This window comes from Pseudomonas sp. BIGb0278, from assembly GCF_024809895.1.
GTDB classification, from domain to species: Bacteria; Pseudomonadota; Gammaproteobacteria; order Pseudomonadales; family Pseudomonadaceae; genus Aquipseudomonas; species Aquipseudomonas shirazensis.
Genome location: NZ_JANUEL010000001.1, coordinates 791424 through 808108 on the forward strand (window position 1 = coordinate 791424; position 16685 = coordinate 808108).

Below are 16685 nucleotides of genomic sequence, written 5' to 3' on the forward strand. Positions count from 1 at the left end.
AGCCTGTTGCATCAGCTTTGCCTGTGTTCACCAGTCTGTCGCGCCATGCTGCGCAAGGAGCTCAGTGGTGAGTGTTCAAGCTATGACCTGGGCATTGGCCATTCCTAAGGCCTCGCTGGAAAACCCTGCGGCGCGCCATGTGCTTCTATGTCTTGCGAACTATGCCGGCAGCGACGGCCGCGGGGCTTTCCCTTCTGCTGGAACCCTCTCCTTGGACACGGGCCTCTCTGAGCGCACGGTACGCCTGAAACTGGATGAGTTATCGATTGGCGGGTGGATTGTAGAGGGTAACCAGGCCATCGCTGCAGCTTACATCGACCGCCGCGATCGTCGCCCGGTGGTCTATGACCTTCAGCTAAAGCGGGGTGCATCTACTGCACCTCGTCCTGAGCGGGGTGCAGGAAACCGCACGGGGTGCAGCTCACAGCGGAACGGGGTGCAGGAAAACGCAGAACGGGGTGCAGCAGCTGCACCCAATACGTTAACTAACCATTCTACTCACTCTCTGCGCGACCCTTTCGAAATGTCACTCGACTGGACGCCAGATCAGGATCAACTGAAAGCCTACGCGGTTCGGGCCGGTCTGACTCTCGATCACTTCACCGCCGACGCAATGTCGGGATTCGTACTCCACCACGATGCGAAGGGCCTTGCCCGCACTGAGAAGCAGTGGCTGGCAGCACTGGTCAACTGGGTGAAGACCGATCTTGCTCGAGCAGCTCGCGCTGTAACTCCACGCACTGACGGTGGGCAGAGCAGCAGCTTCGATGATGAAGACACCACATGGATCGACTAGAGGGGCAGCGAATGAACCAGGTATCTGTGGTCGCTCATGGCCTTTGGGCCAAAGTCCAGTCGGGGCAGCCAATCCCCGCAGAGTATTCAATCCCGGCTGACGTGAAGGCTGAACTCAACCGAAAAACCGCTGCCGTGATCAACGACCTGTTCCGCGACCTGCGCACGATCTGCAGTGCCTGGAAGCAGGCTTGGCCAGATGAGGCGACTTACAAGGCCGCCAAGCAGCAATGGCTGACCGCCTTCCTCGAGGCAGGAATCAACACTACGGAGCAGCTGCAGTTCGGTCTGATGCGCTGCCGCCAATCTGGTCGCGAGTTCATTCCCGCGCCGGGCAAGTTCATCGAATGGTGCCAGCCATCCCCTGAAATGCTTGGCCTGCCCCCACTGGCCGCTGCATTCCGAGAGGCGTGCCGCAACGCCCATCCTTCAATGGCCGGCCAGGCCAAATGGTCGCATGACGCCGTGTGGCACGCCGCGAAAGAGGGCGGTTTCGAAAGCTTGAACCGCCTCGCGACCGACCTGAGCCTGAAGCTTTTCGAACGCAATTACACGATCGCAGTACGCCGCTTGGTGGCTGGCGAGCCGCTGCAGAAGATGCCGCTGGCTCTTCCGGCCGAGGTCGCGACACGCAGTACTCCGGAAGTTGGTCACGCCGCACTGGCCGCGCTCCGCGCCCGGATGGCAGGCCAATGATCAAGCTGCCAGCGCCCGACCCCGTCGAGTACCGCTGGGCCCTGTACTGCCGTGGCGATCTGTTCGGCCTTGCAGTCACCGAGCACCCACCCATCGCGCTCTACCGGGATGAGGCTTTGGCCATCGCCCATGGCCAACTCATGTGGCCGAGCGCGTACACGATTATCGATCTTCACGGAGAAGACAGCCCATGCGGCAATCGAAACTGACCAAGGCCGCGCGCGGTCGGGAGTGCCAGGTGCGCATTCCCGAGGTGTGCAACGGCAATCCGGAAACCACCGTGCTCGCACATTATCGTTCGGCTGGCACCTGTGGCGCCGGCAGGAAACCGCACGACATGCAGGGCGCCTGGTGCTGTAGCGCCTGCCATGATGCCTGCGACGGCCGTAGTCGCACTGTCGACCGCGACACCGCCCGTCAGTACCACGCAGAGGGCGTAATGCGTACACAGGCTGCACTCCTCAACGAAGGGGTGCTGGTCGCATGAAACCGCTCGGTATCCATTCAGTTAAGCCGCGCGTCCCACGCGCCAGGCCCGTCGACCGCGAAGGCCAAGAGCAGGCCGCCCTGATGCGGGAAATCGAGCTCCGTTACCCTGAGGTTTTCGAGCTGATCTACCACGTCCCGAACGGCGGTCATCGGGTGAAGGCTATTGCCGCCAAGCTCAAGGCTCAGGGCGTAAAGGCCGGCATCCCTGACCTGGTGCTGCCGATGGCCCGCGGCGGCTACTTCGGCCTGTACATCGAATTCAAGGCGACCGTCGAACCTGCGCCGGTCTCGATCAGCCAGAAGGACTGCCTGCGCCGGCTGAATGCCCAGGGCTACCTGGCCATCGTTTGCCGTGGGCACTTCGACGCCATGGAGCAACTGCGGGCCTATCTGCTGCTGCCCGCCACGGTGGCTGCATGAACTCGACGCGGGCTGTAAAGCTCACTGAGGCCGAGATTCGCCGGCATGGTGCTGACAGGTCGGTGCGCGACCTACGCGACCCGCGCCATCCCGGTCTGTACCTTCGCTTCTGGAGTAGCCGCGACCGTGGCACTTGGCATCTGGTGCGTGGCAAGCGCTGGGTACCGATCGCCCGCTGGCCGGACCTGAGCGTGGCCGCGGTTGTGGCTGAACTGCCTGCGATCCGTCAGCGCCTGCTATGCGATCCAGCCACCGCGTTGGTAGCTTCTGGCATGGTGACTGTGGGTCAGCTGCTGGACTGGTACGGCGACCGTATGTCGCGGGACCGCTCGCTCTCTGCGAAGCGCAAGGCCGGCGCCCGTTCGGCCATTGCCCAGCACCTGAAACCGCGCCTGGAAAGCCTGACCGTGGCGCGCATTACCGCTGACTCTCTGGATAAACACCTGATGTGGCCGTGCCAGGCTGAGGTGTCGCTGTCCTATCTGCGTCAGATGTTCGCGCTGCTGCTTACCGCATTTCGCCAAGCATCAAAGCTGGGGATGATCGATGGCAACCCCATGGCCGGCATGCGATTCAGTGACTTCACCAAGGCAAGGATCCTGCCCAAGGCGGCGCACCTTCGTGACGTGCAGTTGCCTGAGCTGATGCAGCAGTTGGCCCAGGCATTCGCGATGACCCCGGGTGACGCCATGCTGGCCCTGATGATGCTGAGCCACGGCACCCGAATCGGTGAGACCCGTTTGGCGCGGTGGGCGGATGTATCGCTGGCGGCCGCCGAGTGGTTCATTCCCGCTGTGCACACCAAGACCCGCATCGAGCACCGCCTGCCGCTGACTGCTCAACTCAAGGCATTGCTGACCCGTTACCGGGCGATCCTGCAGGCTCAAGGCTATGACGGTGCCTACCTGTTCCCGAATCGCCGTGGTGAGCCCTTGACCGAGACCCAGGCCAGCGCCGTGTTCACTCGTCTGGGGCGGGGCGCCTGGACCAGCCACGACCTGCGCAAGGTCTCCCGCACAACTTGGACCGACCTCGGCATCGACGGGCACATCGGCGAGATGTTGCTGAACCACACGCTCGGCAAGATCGCCAGCACCTACATCCATACCCAGGCCATGCAGCAGCGTCGGGCGGCACTGGAGAAGTGGCACGCGTGGCTTGATCAGATCGGTTTCGCAACCATCCACGGCCTTACAGAGGCCTTATTTGAAATCCCGCAGAATTCGCTACAGGCCACTATCGGCGAGGCCTCGGGCCACCTTACTGAATTTGTTACTAGCGAGGATTCGAAATGATGAGAAAGAGCCATGGTCCGGCCCTCAAGAAGCCGATGATCGACCTGGCTCAGTGCCCTTTGTGCCGTGGGAGAGCGGTTGTCAAGGGCGTGTTTTACGAACTGCCATGCGACCACTGCAGCGCCTCGGGTTGGGTAGCGGCTGCAACAGGCGAGGCCCTGGCCCTGGATGACCTGGTGACCCAGCTCAGCATGAGGTTGCAGGCCGCGATACGGCAGCTCGAGCAGTTGAAAAGACCTCAGGCCGGCGGGCCCGAGGCGGGATATCAGGGAAGCAACCGGCGCGGCGCCGGTGGCACCAACTACACCGGGGATTGAGGGGAAGGACATGGCTTACAGCAGCGTATCGGGTGCGGTAGTTGCCGCTCTGGCGGCGGGCGAGAAGGGATCGGCGAAGGCCCAGGCCTGGCAGAAGCTTTACAAGTCGGCAGAGGAGGAGGGTGGTTGCCTGGCGTCACTGGGTGGCCGCTCTGGCGGTATCGACCGCACCCAGGTCGATTACTGGTTGTCGGCGCGCCTGCACCGCATGCTCAAGGGGCGGCACTGGGATGCCTTGGTCGCCAAGTACAGCACCAACAAGGCGAAGAAGGTTCAGGCGATTACGTTGGTCCGGCCGCTGATCGCGAGCCCGGCGCCGACACTCTTCATCTACAAGGCTGTCACTGCCTGGGCCATTCCGAAGCTCAAGGGAGCGCGTCGCAAGGCCCCGCAATCTGTTTCGGTGAACATCCCGTTGGATGCTTCGTCATGGCGCCGCGAGGCCACCATGAATGCTGCGGTCGCCGCCGGCCATGCCGCAAAGAAGCGCATCGAGGCACTCGAAGAGGATGTGATCATCCTGCCGGACAGCTTCTACGACATGAATACTTGGGACGTCGATGCTACGCCAGAGCCGACTCGCCGGAGATGGAGGCAGTGTATCAACGAAAAACTTGACGGCCTGATTGACGACGCTATGGCCGAGGTTCGGTTGCTCCTGGAAGCTGAGGGCCTGCTGATGGAAGAGGCTGCGTGAATAACTGTTGACATCAGTGAGCGACTGAGCGAAATTAACTCCATCCTGTCATTCCTGCGCTTGTTGAGGGATGTAGCGAACAGCCCGGCTATCTAAGCCGGGTTTTTTTATGGCGATTGGCCATCTCTTGGGTTATGGTTGCCGCGATTTCGATACGGTAGTGATACACATGGACGAACGAGAGCCGCTTAGAATATTAATCACTTCCGAGGCTCAAGCATTTGAGCACCTGTATCGCGCACGGAATGGCGAGTTCAAAGGCAAGGAAGTGCTGATAACATTTTCAGGGTGGCCGACCCTGGATATAAACGTTAAAGGCGATAGATACCACAGCACCATCCCCGCAGGGGTGATGAAAGGGCTTGTGGAGTACCAGGGGGCGCTGAACAAAGCTTTCGCTCTGGTGTCAAACAGTGATACATCGAAATCTTTGACTGACGATGATCGGAAAGCACTTGATGTAACCTTTGAAGTAAAAGAGGGCAGCTCGGATATTTCGAGTGATTTGGCGAAGCAGCTCAGTTTAATTGCGCAGCAGGCGATGAGCCATATGAGTGGGACAGAGATAGTTATCACGGTGCTCGGCATTGCAGTTATTGCAAGCTTAACTTATTTGGCTGCTACTAAAATTCGTACAACTGGTGAAACAGCAGCTGAAAAGCAGCGGCTGGACTTTGCTAAGGAAGTTGTAGAAAGCAATGTCAAACTCGCTCAAATTAACAAGGAAGTCACCGAGTCTGCTTTGTCGGTCATCAAAGGGGCGCACGATGCGGAGCTGATGAAGCTCGGTAAGTCAGTGCTGACGAGGACAGATATCGAGTTCCTGAACCGCCGAACGCGCTCGTTGTCAGATAAGCGACGTATTGATGACTCTTTCCATGTGATAAAGCTTCACACTACGGATCATAAGTGGAAATTGATCCTAGAGCATTCTGTTTATGGTCAGATAAAGGTCGATCTTTATAAGAGTGAGGAGGCCGGGAAAGTTCTTGATGAAATTCAGGCTGCTTTCCGGCAAGAGAAACCAGTGAAGCTATTTATGGTGGCTTCATTCAAAAAAGAAGTTTTGGTGTCCGCTAGTATCGTGGGCACTCCGACCTTAGGGTTGCTATATGAAGATGAGTGAATGAAATTTCGGAAAGCCCGCAGAGATGCGGGTTTTTTTTGCCTTTTTCTGAGCGTGCAACAACATGAATGAAAAAGACCCAGCACTTTGGGCTGTTGTAATGACATGGCTTGCCGCCCACCAGCCGCAGCTCTTTGCTGCCGGCTTGTCTATAGGCATTGCAGTGTTGCGCGTCGTGTACGGAGGCGGCACACGCCGACAGATGTTCTTGGAGGGTGCCTTATGCGGCCTCATCACCCTGGCCCTGGTGCCGCTGCTGGAGTGGATGGGATTGCCGCAGGGCATGGCCACCTTCGCAGGCGGTGCTGTCGGCTTCATGGGAGTGGAGAAGCTGCGCGGATACTCCGATTTGTTTCTATCGCGCAAAGCACAGGGGTGACAGATGTCGCTAGCTGAGGCACGCACAAATCCAAGCCCATACGGCTATCGATGGCAGCAGGCCCGTGCGGGGTGGTTACGCAAGAATCCGCTCTGCGTTAGGTGCGAAAAGACGGGCCTAACCAAGGCAGCCACAGTCGTTGACCACATCACGCCACACCGCGGTGACATGACTCTGTTCTGGGACCGCACCAACTGGCAGGCGCTATGCACCAACTGCCACAGTTCTTACAAGCAGCGCCTGGAGAAGTCAGGGCGCGAGGTAGGGTGCGAAGTCAGCGGTAGGCCGCTCGACCCCCGGCACCACTGGAATCGGCCTTCCTAAGGCCTTCCGGGCGGCGCTGGGGCCCATCCCAGGGGCAGGGGGGGTGAAAATGTTTCTTCGCAATAACTTCTTGACCGTTCGCCCTTCTCCGTGCGCACAGCCGCGAAATGAAATGATTTTTTTTGGGATCAAAAAATGGCCGGGAGACGACCCACCCCGACAGAGCTGAAGCTTGTCAGGGGCAACCCGGGCAAGCGCGCAATCAACAAGAACGAACCCAAGCCCGCCAGGCGTATCCCCAGCGCCCCGGCGCATTTGACGAACGAAGCCCAGGTGGCCTGGGGGCGTCTGACGGTCCTACTTGACCGCATGGGCGTACTCACTGAGGCAGACGGCTTTGCCCTCGAGCGGCTGTGCGACTGCTATGCCGAAATCCTCGCGCTGCGCGAAATCGTCGACGCGCAGGGGCGAACCTACGAGACCACCAGCACCCAAGGTGAAGTGGTGCTCAAGGCAAACCCGGCCGTTGCCATGCTCGCCGACGTTGATCGTCGATTCAAAAGCTACCTGGTCGAGTTCGGCCTCACTCCAGCCGCCCGTTCCAAAGTCCAGGTAAAACAGAATGACGACGAAGAAGACCCGCTCGCGGAGCACTTCGGTTGACGATCCTGCGACCCAGTACGCCAGAGAAGTACATTCGGGCGAGCGAATCGCAGGGCCGGACATCCGAAATGCGTGCGCTCGGCACCTTCGCGACCTGGAGGAAGGTCCAAAGCGCGGGCTGTTCTGGGATCGTGAAGAGGCCAACAAGGCAATACGTTTCTACCGCGCAGTTCTGAAACTCAATGGCGGCGAGTTTGAAGGGCAGCCGTTCGAGCTATTGCCCTGGCAGAAATTCATCGTCGGCAGCATCTTCGGCTGGAAAGGCAGTGACGGCTATCGGCGGTTTCGAGTGGTGTACGTCGAAAGCGGCAAGGGTTCGGGCAAATCGCCGTTGGCTGCAGGTGTTGGATTGAGGGGATTGGTTGGGGACAACGAAGCCCGCGCCGAGATCTACGCAGCTGCAACCAAAAAGGATCAGGCCATGATCCTGTTCCGCGATGCTGTCGCAATGGTGCAGCAGTCGCCGGAGCTGACCAAGCGTCTGGCCTGCAGCGGCACCGGTCAGAACATTTGGAACCTCGCCTACCTAAAAGCCGGCTCGTTCTTCCGGCCGATCAGCTCGGACGATGGCCAGTCCGGCCCCAGGCCGCACATGGCGCTGATCGACGAGGTGCACGAACACAAAACCAACCTGGTCGTGGAGATGATGCGAGCCGGCACCAAGAGCCGTAAGCAAGCACTCATTTTCATGATCACCAACAGCGGCTCGAACAAGCGCGGCCCGTGCTGGGAGTATCACGAATACGGCGCCAGGGTGGCTTCTGGGGCGCTCGTCGACGATGGTTTTTTTGCCTACATCTGCTCCCTGGATGAAGGCGATGATCCCATTCAGGATGAAAGCTGCTGGTTCAAATCCAATCCGTCACTGCAGGACGCCGATCTGCCCGGCATGAAGTACCTCCGCGAACAGGTAACGGAGGCGCGAGGGATGCCGAGCAAAGAAGCCATGGTGCGTCGGCTGAATTTCTGTGAGTGGACGGGGGCCGAATCGCCCTGGATCTCATGGGATGTCTGGAGCCAGGCGGAAGAGCGCGTACCGATGTCGCTTCTGCGTAACCGGCCTTGTGTAGGTGGGCTGGATCTTTCCAGCACCACCGACCTGACGTCTTTTGTTCTGCTGTTCTACCCAACCCATGAGGATCCGCAATGGCGGCTACTACCTTACTTCTGGATCCCTGACTACGAGCTGGATAAGCGCGAGGCCCGGGACAAAGTGCCGTATGCGGCCTGGGTTAAATCGCGAGACCTTGAAACAACACCGGGGCGCGCCATCAGCAAGCTGCATGTACTTCGCCGGATGCAAACAATTTGCGATTTTTTCCAGGTGGACAAAATTGCCTTTGACCGGTGGCGGATCGAGGACATGCGCCAACTGATGACGGAGTACGGGATCGAATTGCCCCCGCTGGTCGAATTTGGCCAGGGCTTCAAGGATATGGGGCCGGCAGTGGACGAGTTCGAGCGGCGTCTGCTCGGGATGGCCGAACTACCTGGTGACGATGACGATGCCTCATCGGAGTTTTTTGACGATGCCCTGCCTGCCGAAACGGTGGAGTCATTGCGGCATGACGGCAACCCCGTCATGACCTGGTGTGCGGGTAACGCTGTAATCGTTTCTGACCCGGCGAACAATCGCAAGGCTGACAAAGCAAAGGCGACCGGCAGAATCGACGGGATTATCGCGTCGATCATGGCGACGGGCATCAGTGGTTCGGCCTCGGCTGGCAGCAGCGGCTCATCTATCTACGACGAAGGAGTCGGCGTTTGAACATCATTGCTATTGCTGCCTGGTTGGCCGGCTTGGTCGGTTTCGGCCTGCTGGTCTATGGGGTCGCCTTGGTCTACGTACCCGGCGCATTCATCATCTCGGGACTCGGCCTGATCGGCTGGGCATGGCTGGCTGACAAAGCCGCCGCCCGTATCCAACCCAAACGTACTCCCGAGGGGGGCTGAGCATGTTTTTCAGCAATCTGCTTGGTGCCAGCGAGGGCTCGGTTTCTGATGGTGGTGGCGGGTTTTGGCGCAGCCTAATCGGCTCTGGTCGTGCGTCATCGGGCGTAACGGTTACCCCCGATAGCGCCTTGGCGATCACGGTATTGCAGAATTGCGTCACTCTTCTGGCAGAGAGCATCGGTCAACTACCACTCGAGATGTACCGGCGGCTCGGCGATGGCAAGCGCGAAGCCGCATCAGACCATCCGCTTTACGACGTACTCCGCTACCAACCCAACCCTTGGCAGACTCCCTATGAGTATCGGGAAGCCAGCCAGTTGGCGTTGGGATTGCGAGGTAACTGCTACAGCTTTATCGAGCGGGGCGACGATGGTGCGGTAAAGGCTCTCTACCCGCTGCGCAACGACAAAGTGCTGGTGATGAAGGGCGGAGATCTCCGGCCGGTGTACCGTATCGGCGGGCACGAACCGCTGCCTATGCGGCTGGTCCACCATGTGCGATGGCACACAAAAAATCACTACACCGGTCTGTCGCCCATTGAACTCCACGCAGATGCGGTGGGCCTGGCTCAGGCCGTCCGGCAGTACGCCGGTAAGTCATTTGCCAATGGCACCGCCGTCAGCGGCGTGATTGAACGCCCCGCGGGTTCTGCTCCAATCAAGGAGCAAGGCAGCATTGACCGCATCCTTGATCAGTGGGGCAACAAATTCTCCGGCATCGACAATGCGAAGAAGGTCGCGATGCTGCAGGAGGGGATGACCTTCAAGCCGGTATCGATGAACAACGTTGATGCCGAGTTGCTTGGCATCCTCAAGGCCACCGGCCTAGATCTGGCGAGGATCTACAAGATCCCACCGCACATGGTCAATGACCTGGAGAAGGCGAGCTACAACAGCCTGGAACAGCTGCTGATCCAGTACGTGATCTTTGCCCTGATGCCGTGGGTCAAGCGGCACGAGCAGTCCATGATGCGCGACTTTCTCCTGCCAGCCGAACGGCGCCAGTACTTCATCGAGTTCAACCTCTCTGGCTTGCTGCGAGGCGACCAGAAAAGCCGCTACGACGCATACGCCATCGGTCGTCAGTGGGGCTGGCTGTCGATCAACGATATTCGCCGCCTCGAGAACATGCCGCCAGTGGCCAACGGCGACAGCTACCTACAGCCGCTGAACATGACCGACGTGGCGCATGGCCTGCCCAATATGAATAACCCTGACGTCCGCGCCCAGCTCGAGCAGCAGCGCGACGACATCTTGAGGATGCTTGCCGCATGAAACGACACCTGCGCGCCGCCAGCCTGCTGTTCAATCAGCCGCTGTTGACGACCCCCGATATGCTGGACCTGGCCGTGCGCTGGGCCAACCAAACCATGAGCCTGAACATCGTCAACTTGAGCATGGGTGGCGGGCAGGCCGATCCCGCGCTGTTCTATGACGAGGATGATTACCAGGCCCAGCAGGATCGCCGTGAGGAGCAACGACGGGCTGCGATAGCCCAGACAGGCGTTGAGGTGATCCCCGTACACGGGGTGCTGGTGAGCCGGGGCAGTCACCTGAATGCCTGTGAAACCATGACCAGCTACGAAGGGCTGCGTGCGGCCCTGAACCAAGCGGTTGCAGACCCGATGGTCGAGCATATCGTCCTTGATATCGACAGCCCCGGCGGGAGCGCCGTCGGTGCCTTCGAGCTGGCGGCAGACATTCGCGCCGCAACCAAGGTCAAGCCCATCACCGGCCTGGTCAACTTCATGGCGTACTCCGGCGGCTACCTTATCGCCGCTGCCTGCTCCGAGATCGTGGTCAGCCTGACATCAGGCGTGGGTTCTATTGGTGTCATCGCCAGCCATATGGACCGCTCGAAGATGATCGACGGCATGGGCGTCAAGGTCACCACGGTGTTTGCAGGGGCGCACAAGAACGATCTGAGCCCAAACGAACCGCTCACCGAGCAATCACTTCAAGTGCTCAACGATATCGTGCAAGAGAGCTACCAGCTCTTTACCACGCACGTAGCTGAATACCGCGGCCGCGATGTGGCCGACATCATTGCTACCCAGGCCGCCTGCTATCGGGGGCCCGCCGCCATCGCTGCTGGTCTGGCGGATCGCCTGGAGTCACCCCAGCTTGCGGTCGACAACCTGTCCCAGGCCGTTGCCTTCAGTCGCGCCCAGCGACAGGGCGGCGCGCAGGTCAGGCAGCGCATCAGTGTGCAGGCCTCGGCCTTCGCCATTCAGTCTCAACTCTGACCGCGTTCGCGGCAGTGACCCAACCGCCAGCTGGCGGTTTTTTTATGCCCAGGAGGCAGCATGTCCCTCGTAACTCAATTGCGTAGCGAACGCGCCACTATCAACAGCCAGATCCAGGCCTTGGCTCAGCTTGAAGTCGCCGGTACCTCGCTCAGCGCAGAGCAGCTCGCGCAGTTCGAACAGCTCAGCGTTCAGTTCAAAACCCTCACCGAGAAACTCACCCGTGCCGAGGCCGCCGAGCAGATGGCAGCAGCCAGCGCGGTGCCCGTGGATGAGGGGGCTCAAGGCCTGAATGGGCCGCCCAGCCACATCAGCGGTCCATTCACTGCCAAGCCTGTGCCTGGCGCCAATATGGCCCAGATGGTTCGCGTACTGGCCGCGGCGCGCGGGGATCAGCACGCTGCAGCCAAGATGGCTCAGAGCTCTGGCTACAACCCTGAAATCGCCATGGCACTCAGCACGGTGACGCCTGGCGCAGGCGGCGTGCTGGTTCCGCAGAGCTTCTCCAGCGAAGTGATTGAGCTGCTGCGACCGAAGTCGGTGGTTCGCAAGCTCGGCGCCGTTTCCCTGCCGCTGCAAAATGGCAACCTGACTGTGCCGCGGATCAAGGGCGGTGCAGTGGTTGGCTACATCGGCAGCGAAGAGGATATGCCGACGACCGATCTGCAGTTCGATGACTTGAAGCTGTCGTCGAAAAAACTGGCGGCCCTGGTGCCGATCAGCAACGACCTGTTGGCGTACTCGGGCACCAACCCCAGCGTTGACCGGCTCGTCGTGAATGACCTGACCGCTTCGGTGGCAACAGCGGAAGACCTGTCTTTCCTGCGCGGCGCGGGTACCGGGAACCTGCCGAAGGGCCTGCGCTTCTGGGCGCCTGCCTTCAACGTTTTTGCGGCGCCGGCAGCGGTGACGCTCGAGGCGGTTGAGCTCGCCTTGTCTGCGCTGATCCTGCGCCTGGAAAACGCCAACTCGAACATGACGGCACCAGGCTTTGCCATGGCGCCGCGGACCAAGCGCTGGCTTGCTGCATTGCGTGATGGCAATGGCAACAAGGCCTATCCAGAGCTGGATCAAAACCTGTTGAAAGGTTTCCCGGTCGGTTCCACGACCCAGATCCCGATTAACCTGGGCGGCGATGGCGATGCTTCGGAAATCCATTTCGCCGACTTCGCGGATTGCTTCATTGGCGAAGACGACGCCATGGTCATCGACTTCAGCAAAGAGGCTACCTACAAGGACAGCAGCGGCAACGTCATTAGCGCCTTCCAGCGCGATCAGACGCTGGTGCGCGTAATTGCCAAGCACGACTTCGGCCCGCGCCACGTGGAGTCGGTAGCGGTAATGACTGGCGTCAAATGGGGTAGCGCCCTCTAACACCACTGGCCCGGAATCCCGGGCTTTCTTGCATTCGGCTTAGGGGAGCATCCCATGTCCAAAGTAATCGTGACTTTTGAAAAAAACTGGCGCGGCTATGCCGCCGGAGAAACCGCTGGCTTTGAGTCCAGCCTTGCCGAGGGCCTGATCGACGGAGGTTATGCGGTCGAGGCTGACAAAAAGGCCACCAAGAAATCGCGGGCTGGTGCGAGCGGTGGGGCGGCGACCGATGACGCCGGGCCTGATGGTGACGCGGCTGCCAAGTCTGATACCAAGCCGGACACCGACGGGAAGCCCTGACCATGGCGCGCCGCATTGAGTACACCGGGCCACCCGTGCTGACGTTAGAGCAGGTGGCATATCAATGCAGGGCCGAGCCAGAGGATCTTCAGCCCGAACTCATTGACCAGATCATCATCCCGGGCGTGACGAGCCAGGGTGAGTCGAAGACCGGCGCGGCGATCCGTGAAGCGATTTATGAGGAGGACTGGCCGCAGCACTACCCGTCGGGGCATCCGCTGGACATCGGCCAGGTGGTCGCCGTCGAGTCCGTTCTGCTGTTGGGGGATGGGGGCCAAGTCATCCCGTTTACTGGTCCGTCCGAGTTAAGCCGGGGAGGGAAGGAGAGCTACCTGCACTTTCCGAGTGGCCGGCCGCACGGTCGGCTGCGCATTCGCTACCGCGCTGGCGTAGATGTGGCGGCTTATCCCGGGGTGTTGAACTGGTTGCTGATGGCCGCCGAAACGGCCTTTACGCAGCGGGGAATGCTGGTTGTCGGGCAATCACTGGCTGAGATGCCCTCCAGCTATCTGGACTATCTGCTGGCGGATATCACCGTGCCTCCGAGGTTCTAGCCATGGACATACGCGAGCCTGCGTCCGGCGAGTTGAAGCACCGGATGGAAGTGAGGAAAAGGTCCGACAAGCCTGTGGGGCCGGGCCTGGAGCCAGAATTCACGCTCGTCTGCCGCCGTTGGGTGAGGGTCGAACCGTTGGGAACGGCGACCTACGCCCATGCTCAACAAATCAAATCGGGGATAACCCATCGCCTCTACTGTCGTTTCATCCCTGATTTGCAGTCGGACTTCGAGTTTGTAGGCCGCGGGCGGGTTTATCGGGTGAGGCGCCCTACGGATCTCGCCGGCCGCCAGGTTTGGTCAGTGGTCGAGGTTGAGGAGCTAGGGCCGGTGAGCCGAGAGGAGGGCAGGCCAAATGGCCAACTCCGTTTCGATTGACGGTTACTTACACGTTGACGGCTTCGACAAGTTCGACCAAAAGGCCTTCAACAAGCGAAAGATTCGCGCTGGCATGCGCAAGGTTGGCCAGCTGATAACCGGCCGGGCGCAGATGAACTTGGCGCTTGGCGGTGGCCAGGAGGGCTATCCGATCAATCGCACGGGAGCTACTACCGATTCGATCGGCTTCAAGCTGTCACGTTCGGGCTTTCTGGTGCGAGTGGCCCCCAACAAGACCGCTAGCATGCAGGAGTTCTACCCGGCTTATCTGCATTACGGCGTTCGCCGAAAGCAGGGAGGCGGGTGGCGTATCAGGCCTCGCGACAACTACATGACCGACGCACTGACAGATAGCCGATCTGACGTGCAACGCATCCTGCAGCAGGCCTTCGCCGCCGCGCTGCTCAACTGAGAACCGACATGAAAATCACGCCTGTGATCGAGCAGCTGCGCGCCTATGCGCATGGGTTTGAACAACGCGTGGCCGGCGGCCTGGATTGGGACCCGACCGCCGACAGCGCCAAACTGGAGATTCCAGCGGCCTATGTGATTGCGGTAGGCGACTCGGCCGATGAGCCAAGCGCGCAGAACGTGATCACCCAGGACGTGCGCGACGCGATCGACGTGTGCGTGGTGCTGCCTACGGTAGACGAGCGCGGGCAGTCGGTGGTCGACGTGCTGCACGACGTGCGCGCCCAGTTGTGGCGTGCGCTGGTGGGTTTCGAGCCTGACCCGGAAACGGGGCCATTGCTGTACGACGGCGGCCAGCTCTTGTTGCTCGACCGCGAGCGGGTGGTTTACCGCTACCGCTTCTATGCCGACCTGCAGTTGGGTCGCTGGGAGCAGACCGGCGAGGGCAAGCCGCAGACCTGGCAGGAATGGAAGCTGGCCGGCCTGCCAGCGCTGGAGGGGATCGACACCCGCTTTGACTTCATCAACCCCCTGAAAGACTCCAACGTCACGGCCCCCGGCCCTGACGGGCGAGTCGAGTTCACCACTCGGGAGAACCTGACCCAATGAGAACCGTAGACCTCAAGCCGGCACCAGGGCGCGATTGCCCGATGCCGCACAACCCCCGCGAGCTGCTGCCCGCCGGCGGCGCCAAGGTGCCCCGTAACGCGTATTGGGAGCGTCGCATCATCGACGGTGATGCCGTCGAGCAGAAAGCCAGCACCCGAGGGAGCAAGACGCCATGAGCGTGAGTTTCAGCAATATTCCCAGCGACATTCGCGTGCCGCTGTTTTACGCCGAAGTCGACAATTCGATGGCCAACAGCGGGGCGTCCAGCCTGCGCCGTCTGATCGTCGGCCAAGTCAACGACGATGCTGACGGCCCGGAAATCGGCCGCCTGGTGCTGGTATCCCGTACCAGCGAAGCCAAGGACATTGGCGGCAACGGTTCAATGTTGGCGGCGATGCACGCTCGCTGGCGTTCCGTGGACGTGGCCGGCGAGGTCTGGTGCCTGCCGCTCAAGTTGACCACCGGCGCCGCTGCAAAGGCCACCGTTACCGTAACGGGTTCGGTCGAGTCGGCGGGCCTGGTCAACCTGCACGTAGCCGGGCAGCGGGTACGCGCCTCGGTGGTTGCCGGCGCATCGGCCGAGGCTGTTGCCACCGCGTTGGCGGCTGCGATCAATGCCGCGATTGACCTGCCGGTAACGGCCACCGTTGAAAACGCAGTGGTCACCGTCGTTGCCAAGTTCAAGGGCGACCTGGGCAACGATATTCAGCTGCAGCTCAATCGCCTCGGGCGCGTCAACGGCGAGGTCACGCCGGCGGGCCTGACGGTTGTGACCTCGGTCATGACGGGCGGGGCTGGCTCGCCTGATGTGGTCACGGCATTGGCGGCGCTGGGTGATGAAGAGTTTGAGTTCATCGCCCAGCCGTGGACCGACTCCGCGACGTTGGACGCGTGGAAAGAGACGATGGACGACAGCGCCGGCCGCTGGTCGTGGGCCAAGCAGCTGTACGGCCACGTCTACAGCGCGAAGCGCGGCACCCTCGGCGAGCTGGTTGCGGCCGGCCGCCTTCGCAATGACCCGCATGTCAGCGTGCACGGCTTTGAACGTGGTGTGCCGCAGCCAGTGTGGGAAGTGACGGCGGCCTGGGCGGCGCGCACGGCTGTGTTCATCAGCGCCGACCCGGCCCGGCCAACCCAGACCGGCGTGCTGGTGGGCATCGACCCAGCAGCGGCAAGCGATCGTTTCACGCTGACTGAACGTCAGTCGCTGTTGACCAGCGGCGTCGCAACGGCCGTCTACAACGGCGGCAGCTACCGCATCGAACGGGCGGTTACGACCTACCAGCGCAATGCGTACGGCCAGCCGGATGACTCCTACCTGGACAGCGAGACGCTGCACCAGTCGGCGTATGTGATCCGCAACCTGCGCAGCATCATCACCAGCAAGTACGGCCGCCACAAGCTGGCCAACGACGGCACCCGCTTTGGCCCCGGCCAGGCGATCGTCACGCCCAAGGTGATTCGCGGCGAGCTGATCGCGGCCTATGGCGCAATGGAGCGCGACGGCATTGTCGAGAATGCCGAAATGTTCCAGCAGTACCTGATCGTGGAGCGCGACCCGAACAACCCGAACCGGCTGAGCGTGCTGTTCCCGCCGGACCTGGTAAATCAGCTGCGCGTGTTCGCGCTGTTGTATCAGTTCCGCCTGCAGTACCCCGACGCGGCCTGATCCGCATCGTTAAACCCCCGGCCCGCCTAGCGCGGGCTTTTTTATGGGA

General features: G+C 60.8%; 24 protein-coding genes. All 24 read left to right on the forward strand.

Annotated elements, in window-relative coordinates; genetic code table 11:
* The first annotated feature begins 82 nt into the window (after positions 1 to 82).
* The 24 genes from M2396_RS03595 (at position 83) to M2396_RS03705 (ending at position 16636) form a co-directional block, all read left to right on the forward strand.
* Positions 83 to 796 (forward strand): DnaT-like ssDNA-binding domain-containing protein, encoded by a 714-nt coding sequence (locus M2396_RS03595; RefSeq protein ID WP_259074216.1) that lies wholly within the window; start codon positions 83 to 85, stop codon positions 794 to 796.
* Between the two features lie 11 nt (positions 797 to 807).
* On the forward strand, positions 808 to 1491 hold the full coding sequence (locus M2396_RS03600; protein ID WP_259073190.1) for a replication protein P: 684 nt from the start codon (positions 808 to 810) through the stop codon (positions 1489 to 1491).
* Complete coding sequence (locus tag M2396_RS03605; protein WP_259073192.1) at positions 1488 to 1700, forward strand: hypothetical protein; 213 nt, start codon at positions 1488 to 1490, stop codon at positions 1698 to 1700. Before M2396_RS03600 ends, M2396_RS03605 begins: the two co-directional genes overlap by 4 nt.
* A complete protein-coding gene (locus M2396_RS03610) occupies positions 1682 to 1978 on the forward strand; it encodes a DUF1364 domain-containing protein (protein ID WP_259073194.1) in 297 nt (98 codons plus the stop codon). The genes M2396_RS03605 and M2396_RS03610 overlap by 19 nt, the downstream gene beginning before the upstream one ends.
* A complete protein-coding gene (locus M2396_RS03615; protein ID WP_259073196.1) occupies positions 1975 to 2400 on the forward strand; it encodes a VRR-NUC domain-containing protein in 426 nt (141 codons plus the stop codon). Before M2396_RS03610 ends, M2396_RS03615 begins: the two co-directional genes overlap by 4 nt.
* The gene (locus tag M2396_RS03620) at positions 2397 to 3695 is read left to right on the forward strand and encodes a site-specific integrase (protein ID WP_259073197.1); all 1299 of its coding nucleotides are present in this window, start codon (positions 2397 to 2399) and stop codon (positions 3693 to 3695) included. Before M2396_RS03615 ends, M2396_RS03620 begins: the two co-directional genes overlap by 4 nt.
* Positions 3695 to 4012: a hypothetical protein gene (locus M2396_RS03625; protein ID WP_259074217.1), complete on the forward strand. Its 318-nt coding sequence runs from the start codon at positions 3695 to 3697 to the stop codon at positions 4010 to 4012. The genes M2396_RS03620 and M2396_RS03625 overlap by 1 nt, the downstream gene beginning before the upstream one ends.
* Positions 4013 to 4022: 10 nt before the next feature.
* On the forward strand, positions 4023 to 4709 hold the full coding sequence (locus M2396_RS03630; RefSeq protein WP_259073198.1) for a hypothetical protein: 687 nt from the start codon (positions 4023 to 4025) through the stop codon (positions 4707 to 4709).
* 169 nt (positions 4710 to 4878) lie between these two features.
* Positions 4879 to 5835, forward strand: coding sequence for a hypothetical protein (locus tag M2396_RS03635; protein WP_259073200.1), 957 nt, complete (start codon positions 4879 to 4881; stop codon positions 5833 to 5835).
* A 64-nt stretch (positions 5836 to 5899) separates the two neighbouring features.
* On the forward strand, positions 5900 to 6214 hold the full coding sequence (locus M2396_RS03640; RefSeq protein ID WP_259073202.1) for a phage holin, lambda family: 315 nt from the start codon (positions 5900 to 5902) through the stop codon (positions 6212 to 6214).
* A 3-nt stretch (positions 6215 to 6217) separates the two neighbouring features.
* On the forward strand, positions 6218 to 6538 hold the full coding sequence (locus M2396_RS03645; protein WP_259073203.1) for an HNH endonuclease: 321 nt from the start codon (positions 6218 to 6220) through the stop codon (positions 6536 to 6538).
* A 273-nt stretch (positions 6539 to 6811) separates the two neighbouring features.
* Positions 6812 to 7141 (forward strand): phage terminase small subunit P27 family, encoded by a 330-nt coding sequence (locus M2396_RS03650; RefSeq protein WP_259074218.1) that lies wholly within the window; start codon positions 6812 to 6814, stop codon positions 7139 to 7141.
* Entirely contained in the window at positions 7101 to 8909 is a 1809-nt protein-coding gene (locus M2396_RS03655) for a terminase large subunit (protein ID WP_259073204.1), read from the forward strand. The genes M2396_RS03650 and M2396_RS03655 overlap by 41 nt, the downstream gene beginning before the upstream one ends.
* Positions 8906 to 9094, forward strand: a complete 189-nt coding sequence (locus tag M2396_RS03660; RefSeq protein ID WP_259073206.1) for a DUF2207 domain-containing protein — start codon at positions 8906 to 8908, stop codon at positions 9092 to 9094. Before M2396_RS03655 ends, M2396_RS03660 begins: the two co-directional genes overlap by 4 nt.
* Before the next feature lie 2 nt (positions 9095 to 9096).
* Positions 9097 to 10368, forward strand: coding sequence for a phage portal protein (locus M2396_RS03665; RefSeq protein ID WP_259073207.1), 1272 nt, complete (start codon positions 9097 to 9099; stop codon positions 10366 to 10368).
* Entirely contained in the window at positions 10365 to 11339 is a 975-nt protein-coding gene (locus tag M2396_RS03670) for a S49 family peptidase (RefSeq protein WP_259073208.1), read from the forward strand. The genes M2396_RS03665 and M2396_RS03670 overlap by 4 nt, the downstream gene beginning before the upstream one ends.
* Positions 11340 to 11399: 60 nt before the next feature.
* Positions 11400 to 12713 (forward strand): phage major capsid protein, encoded by a 1314-nt coding sequence (locus M2396_RS03675; protein WP_259073209.1) that lies wholly within the window; start codon positions 11400 to 11402, stop codon positions 12711 to 12713.
* Positions 12714 to 12767: 54 nt separating this feature from the next.
* Positions 12768 to 13013 carry a hypothetical protein gene (locus M2396_RS03680; RefSeq protein WP_188036003.1) on the forward strand — a complete coding sequence of 82 codons (246 nt, stop codon included), beginning with the start codon at positions 12768 to 12770 and terminating at the stop codon, positions 13011 to 13013.
* Between the two features lie 2 nt (positions 13014 to 13015).
* Positions 13016 to 13567 (forward strand): hypothetical protein, encoded by a 552-nt coding sequence (locus M2396_RS03685; protein WP_259073210.1) that lies wholly within the window; start codon positions 13016 to 13018, stop codon positions 13565 to 13567.
* A gap of 44 nt (positions 13568 to 13611) precedes the next feature.
* Positions 13612 to 13947: a phage head closure protein gene (locus M2396_RS24245; protein WP_409035088.1), complete on the forward strand. Its 336-nt coding sequence runs from the start codon at positions 13612 to 13614 to the stop codon at positions 13945 to 13947.
* The gene (locus tag M2396_RS03690) at positions 13925 to 14359 is read left to right on the forward strand and encodes a hypothetical protein (protein WP_259073211.1); all 435 of its coding nucleotides are present in this window, start codon (positions 13925 to 13927) and stop codon (positions 14357 to 14359) included. The genes M2396_RS24245 and M2396_RS03690 overlap by 23 nt, the downstream gene beginning before the upstream one ends.
* 8 nt (positions 14360 to 14367) lie before the next feature.
* Positions 14368 to 14967 (forward strand): hypothetical protein, encoded by a 600-nt coding sequence (locus M2396_RS03695; RefSeq protein WP_259073213.1) that lies wholly within the window; start codon positions 14368 to 14370, stop codon positions 14965 to 14967.
* Positions 14964 to 15143 carry a DUF2635 domain-containing protein gene (locus M2396_RS03700; RefSeq protein ID WP_259073215.1) on the forward strand — a complete coding sequence of 60 codons (180 nt, stop codon included), beginning with the start codon at positions 14964 to 14966 and terminating at the stop codon, positions 15141 to 15143. The genes M2396_RS03695 and M2396_RS03700 overlap by 4 nt, the downstream gene beginning before the upstream one ends.
* Complete coding sequence (locus tag M2396_RS03705) at positions 15140 to 16636, forward strand: phage tail sheath subtilisin-like domain-containing protein (protein WP_259073217.1); 1497 nt, start codon at positions 15140 to 15142, stop codon at positions 16634 to 16636. The genes M2396_RS03700 and M2396_RS03705 overlap by 4 nt, the downstream gene beginning before the upstream one ends.
* The last annotated feature ends 49 nt before the right edge of the window (positions 16637 to 16685 follow it).

Bases quoted from the DNA above. Each gene is read 5' to 3' on its own strand.
- M2396_RS03595 (WP_259074216.1), top strand. From the start codon at position 83: ATGACCTGGGCATTGGCCATTCCTAAGGCCTCGCTGGAAAACCCTGCG.
- M2396_RS03600 (WP_259073190.1), top strand. From the start codon at position 808: ATGAACCAGGTATCTGTGGTCGCTCATGGCCTTTGGGCCAAAGTCCAG.
- M2396_RS03605 (WP_259073192.1), top strand. From the start codon at position 1,488: ATGATCAAGCTGCCAGCGCCCGACCCCGTCGAGTACCGCTGGGCCCTG.
- M2396_RS03610 (WP_259073194.1), top strand. From the start codon at position 1,682: ATGCGGCAATCGAAACTGACCAAGGCCGCGCGCGGTCGGGAGTGCCAG.
- M2396_RS03615 (WP_259073196.1), top strand. From the start codon at position 1,975: ATGAAACCGCTCGGTATCCATTCAGTTAAGCCGCGCGTCCCACGCGCC.
- M2396_RS03620 (WP_259073197.1), top strand. From the start codon at position 2,397: ATGAACTCGACGCGGGCTGTAAAGCTCACTGAGGCCGAGATTCGCCGG.
- M2396_RS03625 (WP_259074217.1), top strand. From the start codon at position 3,695: ATGAGAAAGAGCCATGGTCCGGCCCTCAAGAAGCCGATGATCGACCTG.
- M2396_RS03630 (WP_259073198.1), top strand. From the start codon at position 4,023: ATGGCTTACAGCAGCGTATCGGGTGCGGTAGTTGCCGCTCTGGCGGCG.
- M2396_RS03635 (WP_259073200.1), top strand. From the start codon at position 4,879: ATGGACGAACGAGAGCCGCTTAGAATATTAATCACTTCCGAGGCTCAA.
- M2396_RS03640 (WP_259073202.1), top strand. From the start codon at position 5,900: ATGAATGAAAAAGACCCAGCACTTTGGGCTGTTGTAATGACATGGCTT.
- M2396_RS03645 (WP_259073203.1), top strand. From the start codon at position 6,218: ATGTCGCTAGCTGAGGCACGCACAAATCCAAGCCCATACGGCTATCGA.
- M2396_RS03655 (WP_259073204.1), top strand. From the start codon at position 7,101: ATGACGACGAAGAAGACCCGCTCGCGGAGCACTTCGGTTGACGATCCT.
- M2396_RS03665 (WP_259073207.1), top strand. From the start codon at position 9,097: ATGTTTTTCAGCAATCTGCTTGGTGCCAGCGAGGGCTCGGTTTCTGAT.
- M2396_RS03670 (WP_259073208.1), top strand. From the start codon at position 10,365: ATGAAACGACACCTGCGCGCCGCCAGCCTGCTGTTCAATCAGCCGCTG.
- M2396_RS03675 (WP_259073209.1), top strand. From the start codon at position 11,400: ATGTCCCTCGTAACTCAATTGCGTAGCGAACGCGCCACTATCAACAGC.
- M2396_RS03680 (WP_188036003.1), top strand. From the start codon at position 12,768: ATGTCCAAAGTAATCGTGACTTTTGAAAAAAACTGGCGCGGCTATGCC.
- M2396_RS03685 (WP_259073210.1), top strand. From the start codon at position 13,016: ATGGCGCGCCGCATTGAGTACACCGGGCCACCCGTGCTGACGTTAGAG.
- M2396_RS24245 (WP_409035088.1), top strand. From the start codon at position 13,612: ATGGAAGTGAGGAAAAGGTCCGACAAGCCTGTGGGGCCGGGCCTGGAG.
- M2396_RS03690 (WP_259073211.1), top strand. From the start codon at position 13,925: ATGGCCAACTCCGTTTCGATTGACGGTTACTTACACGTTGACGGCTTC.
- M2396_RS03695 (WP_259073213.1), top strand. From the start codon at position 14,368: ATGAAAATCACGCCTGTGATCGAGCAGCTGCGCGCCTATGCGCATGGG.
- M2396_RS03700 (WP_259073215.1), top strand. From the start codon at position 14,964: ATGAGAACCGTAGACCTCAAGCCGGCACCAGGGCGCGATTGCCCGATG.
- M2396_RS03705 (WP_259073217.1), top strand. From the start codon at position 15,140: ATGAGCGTGAGTTTCAGCAATATTCCCAGCGACATTCGCGTGCCGCTG.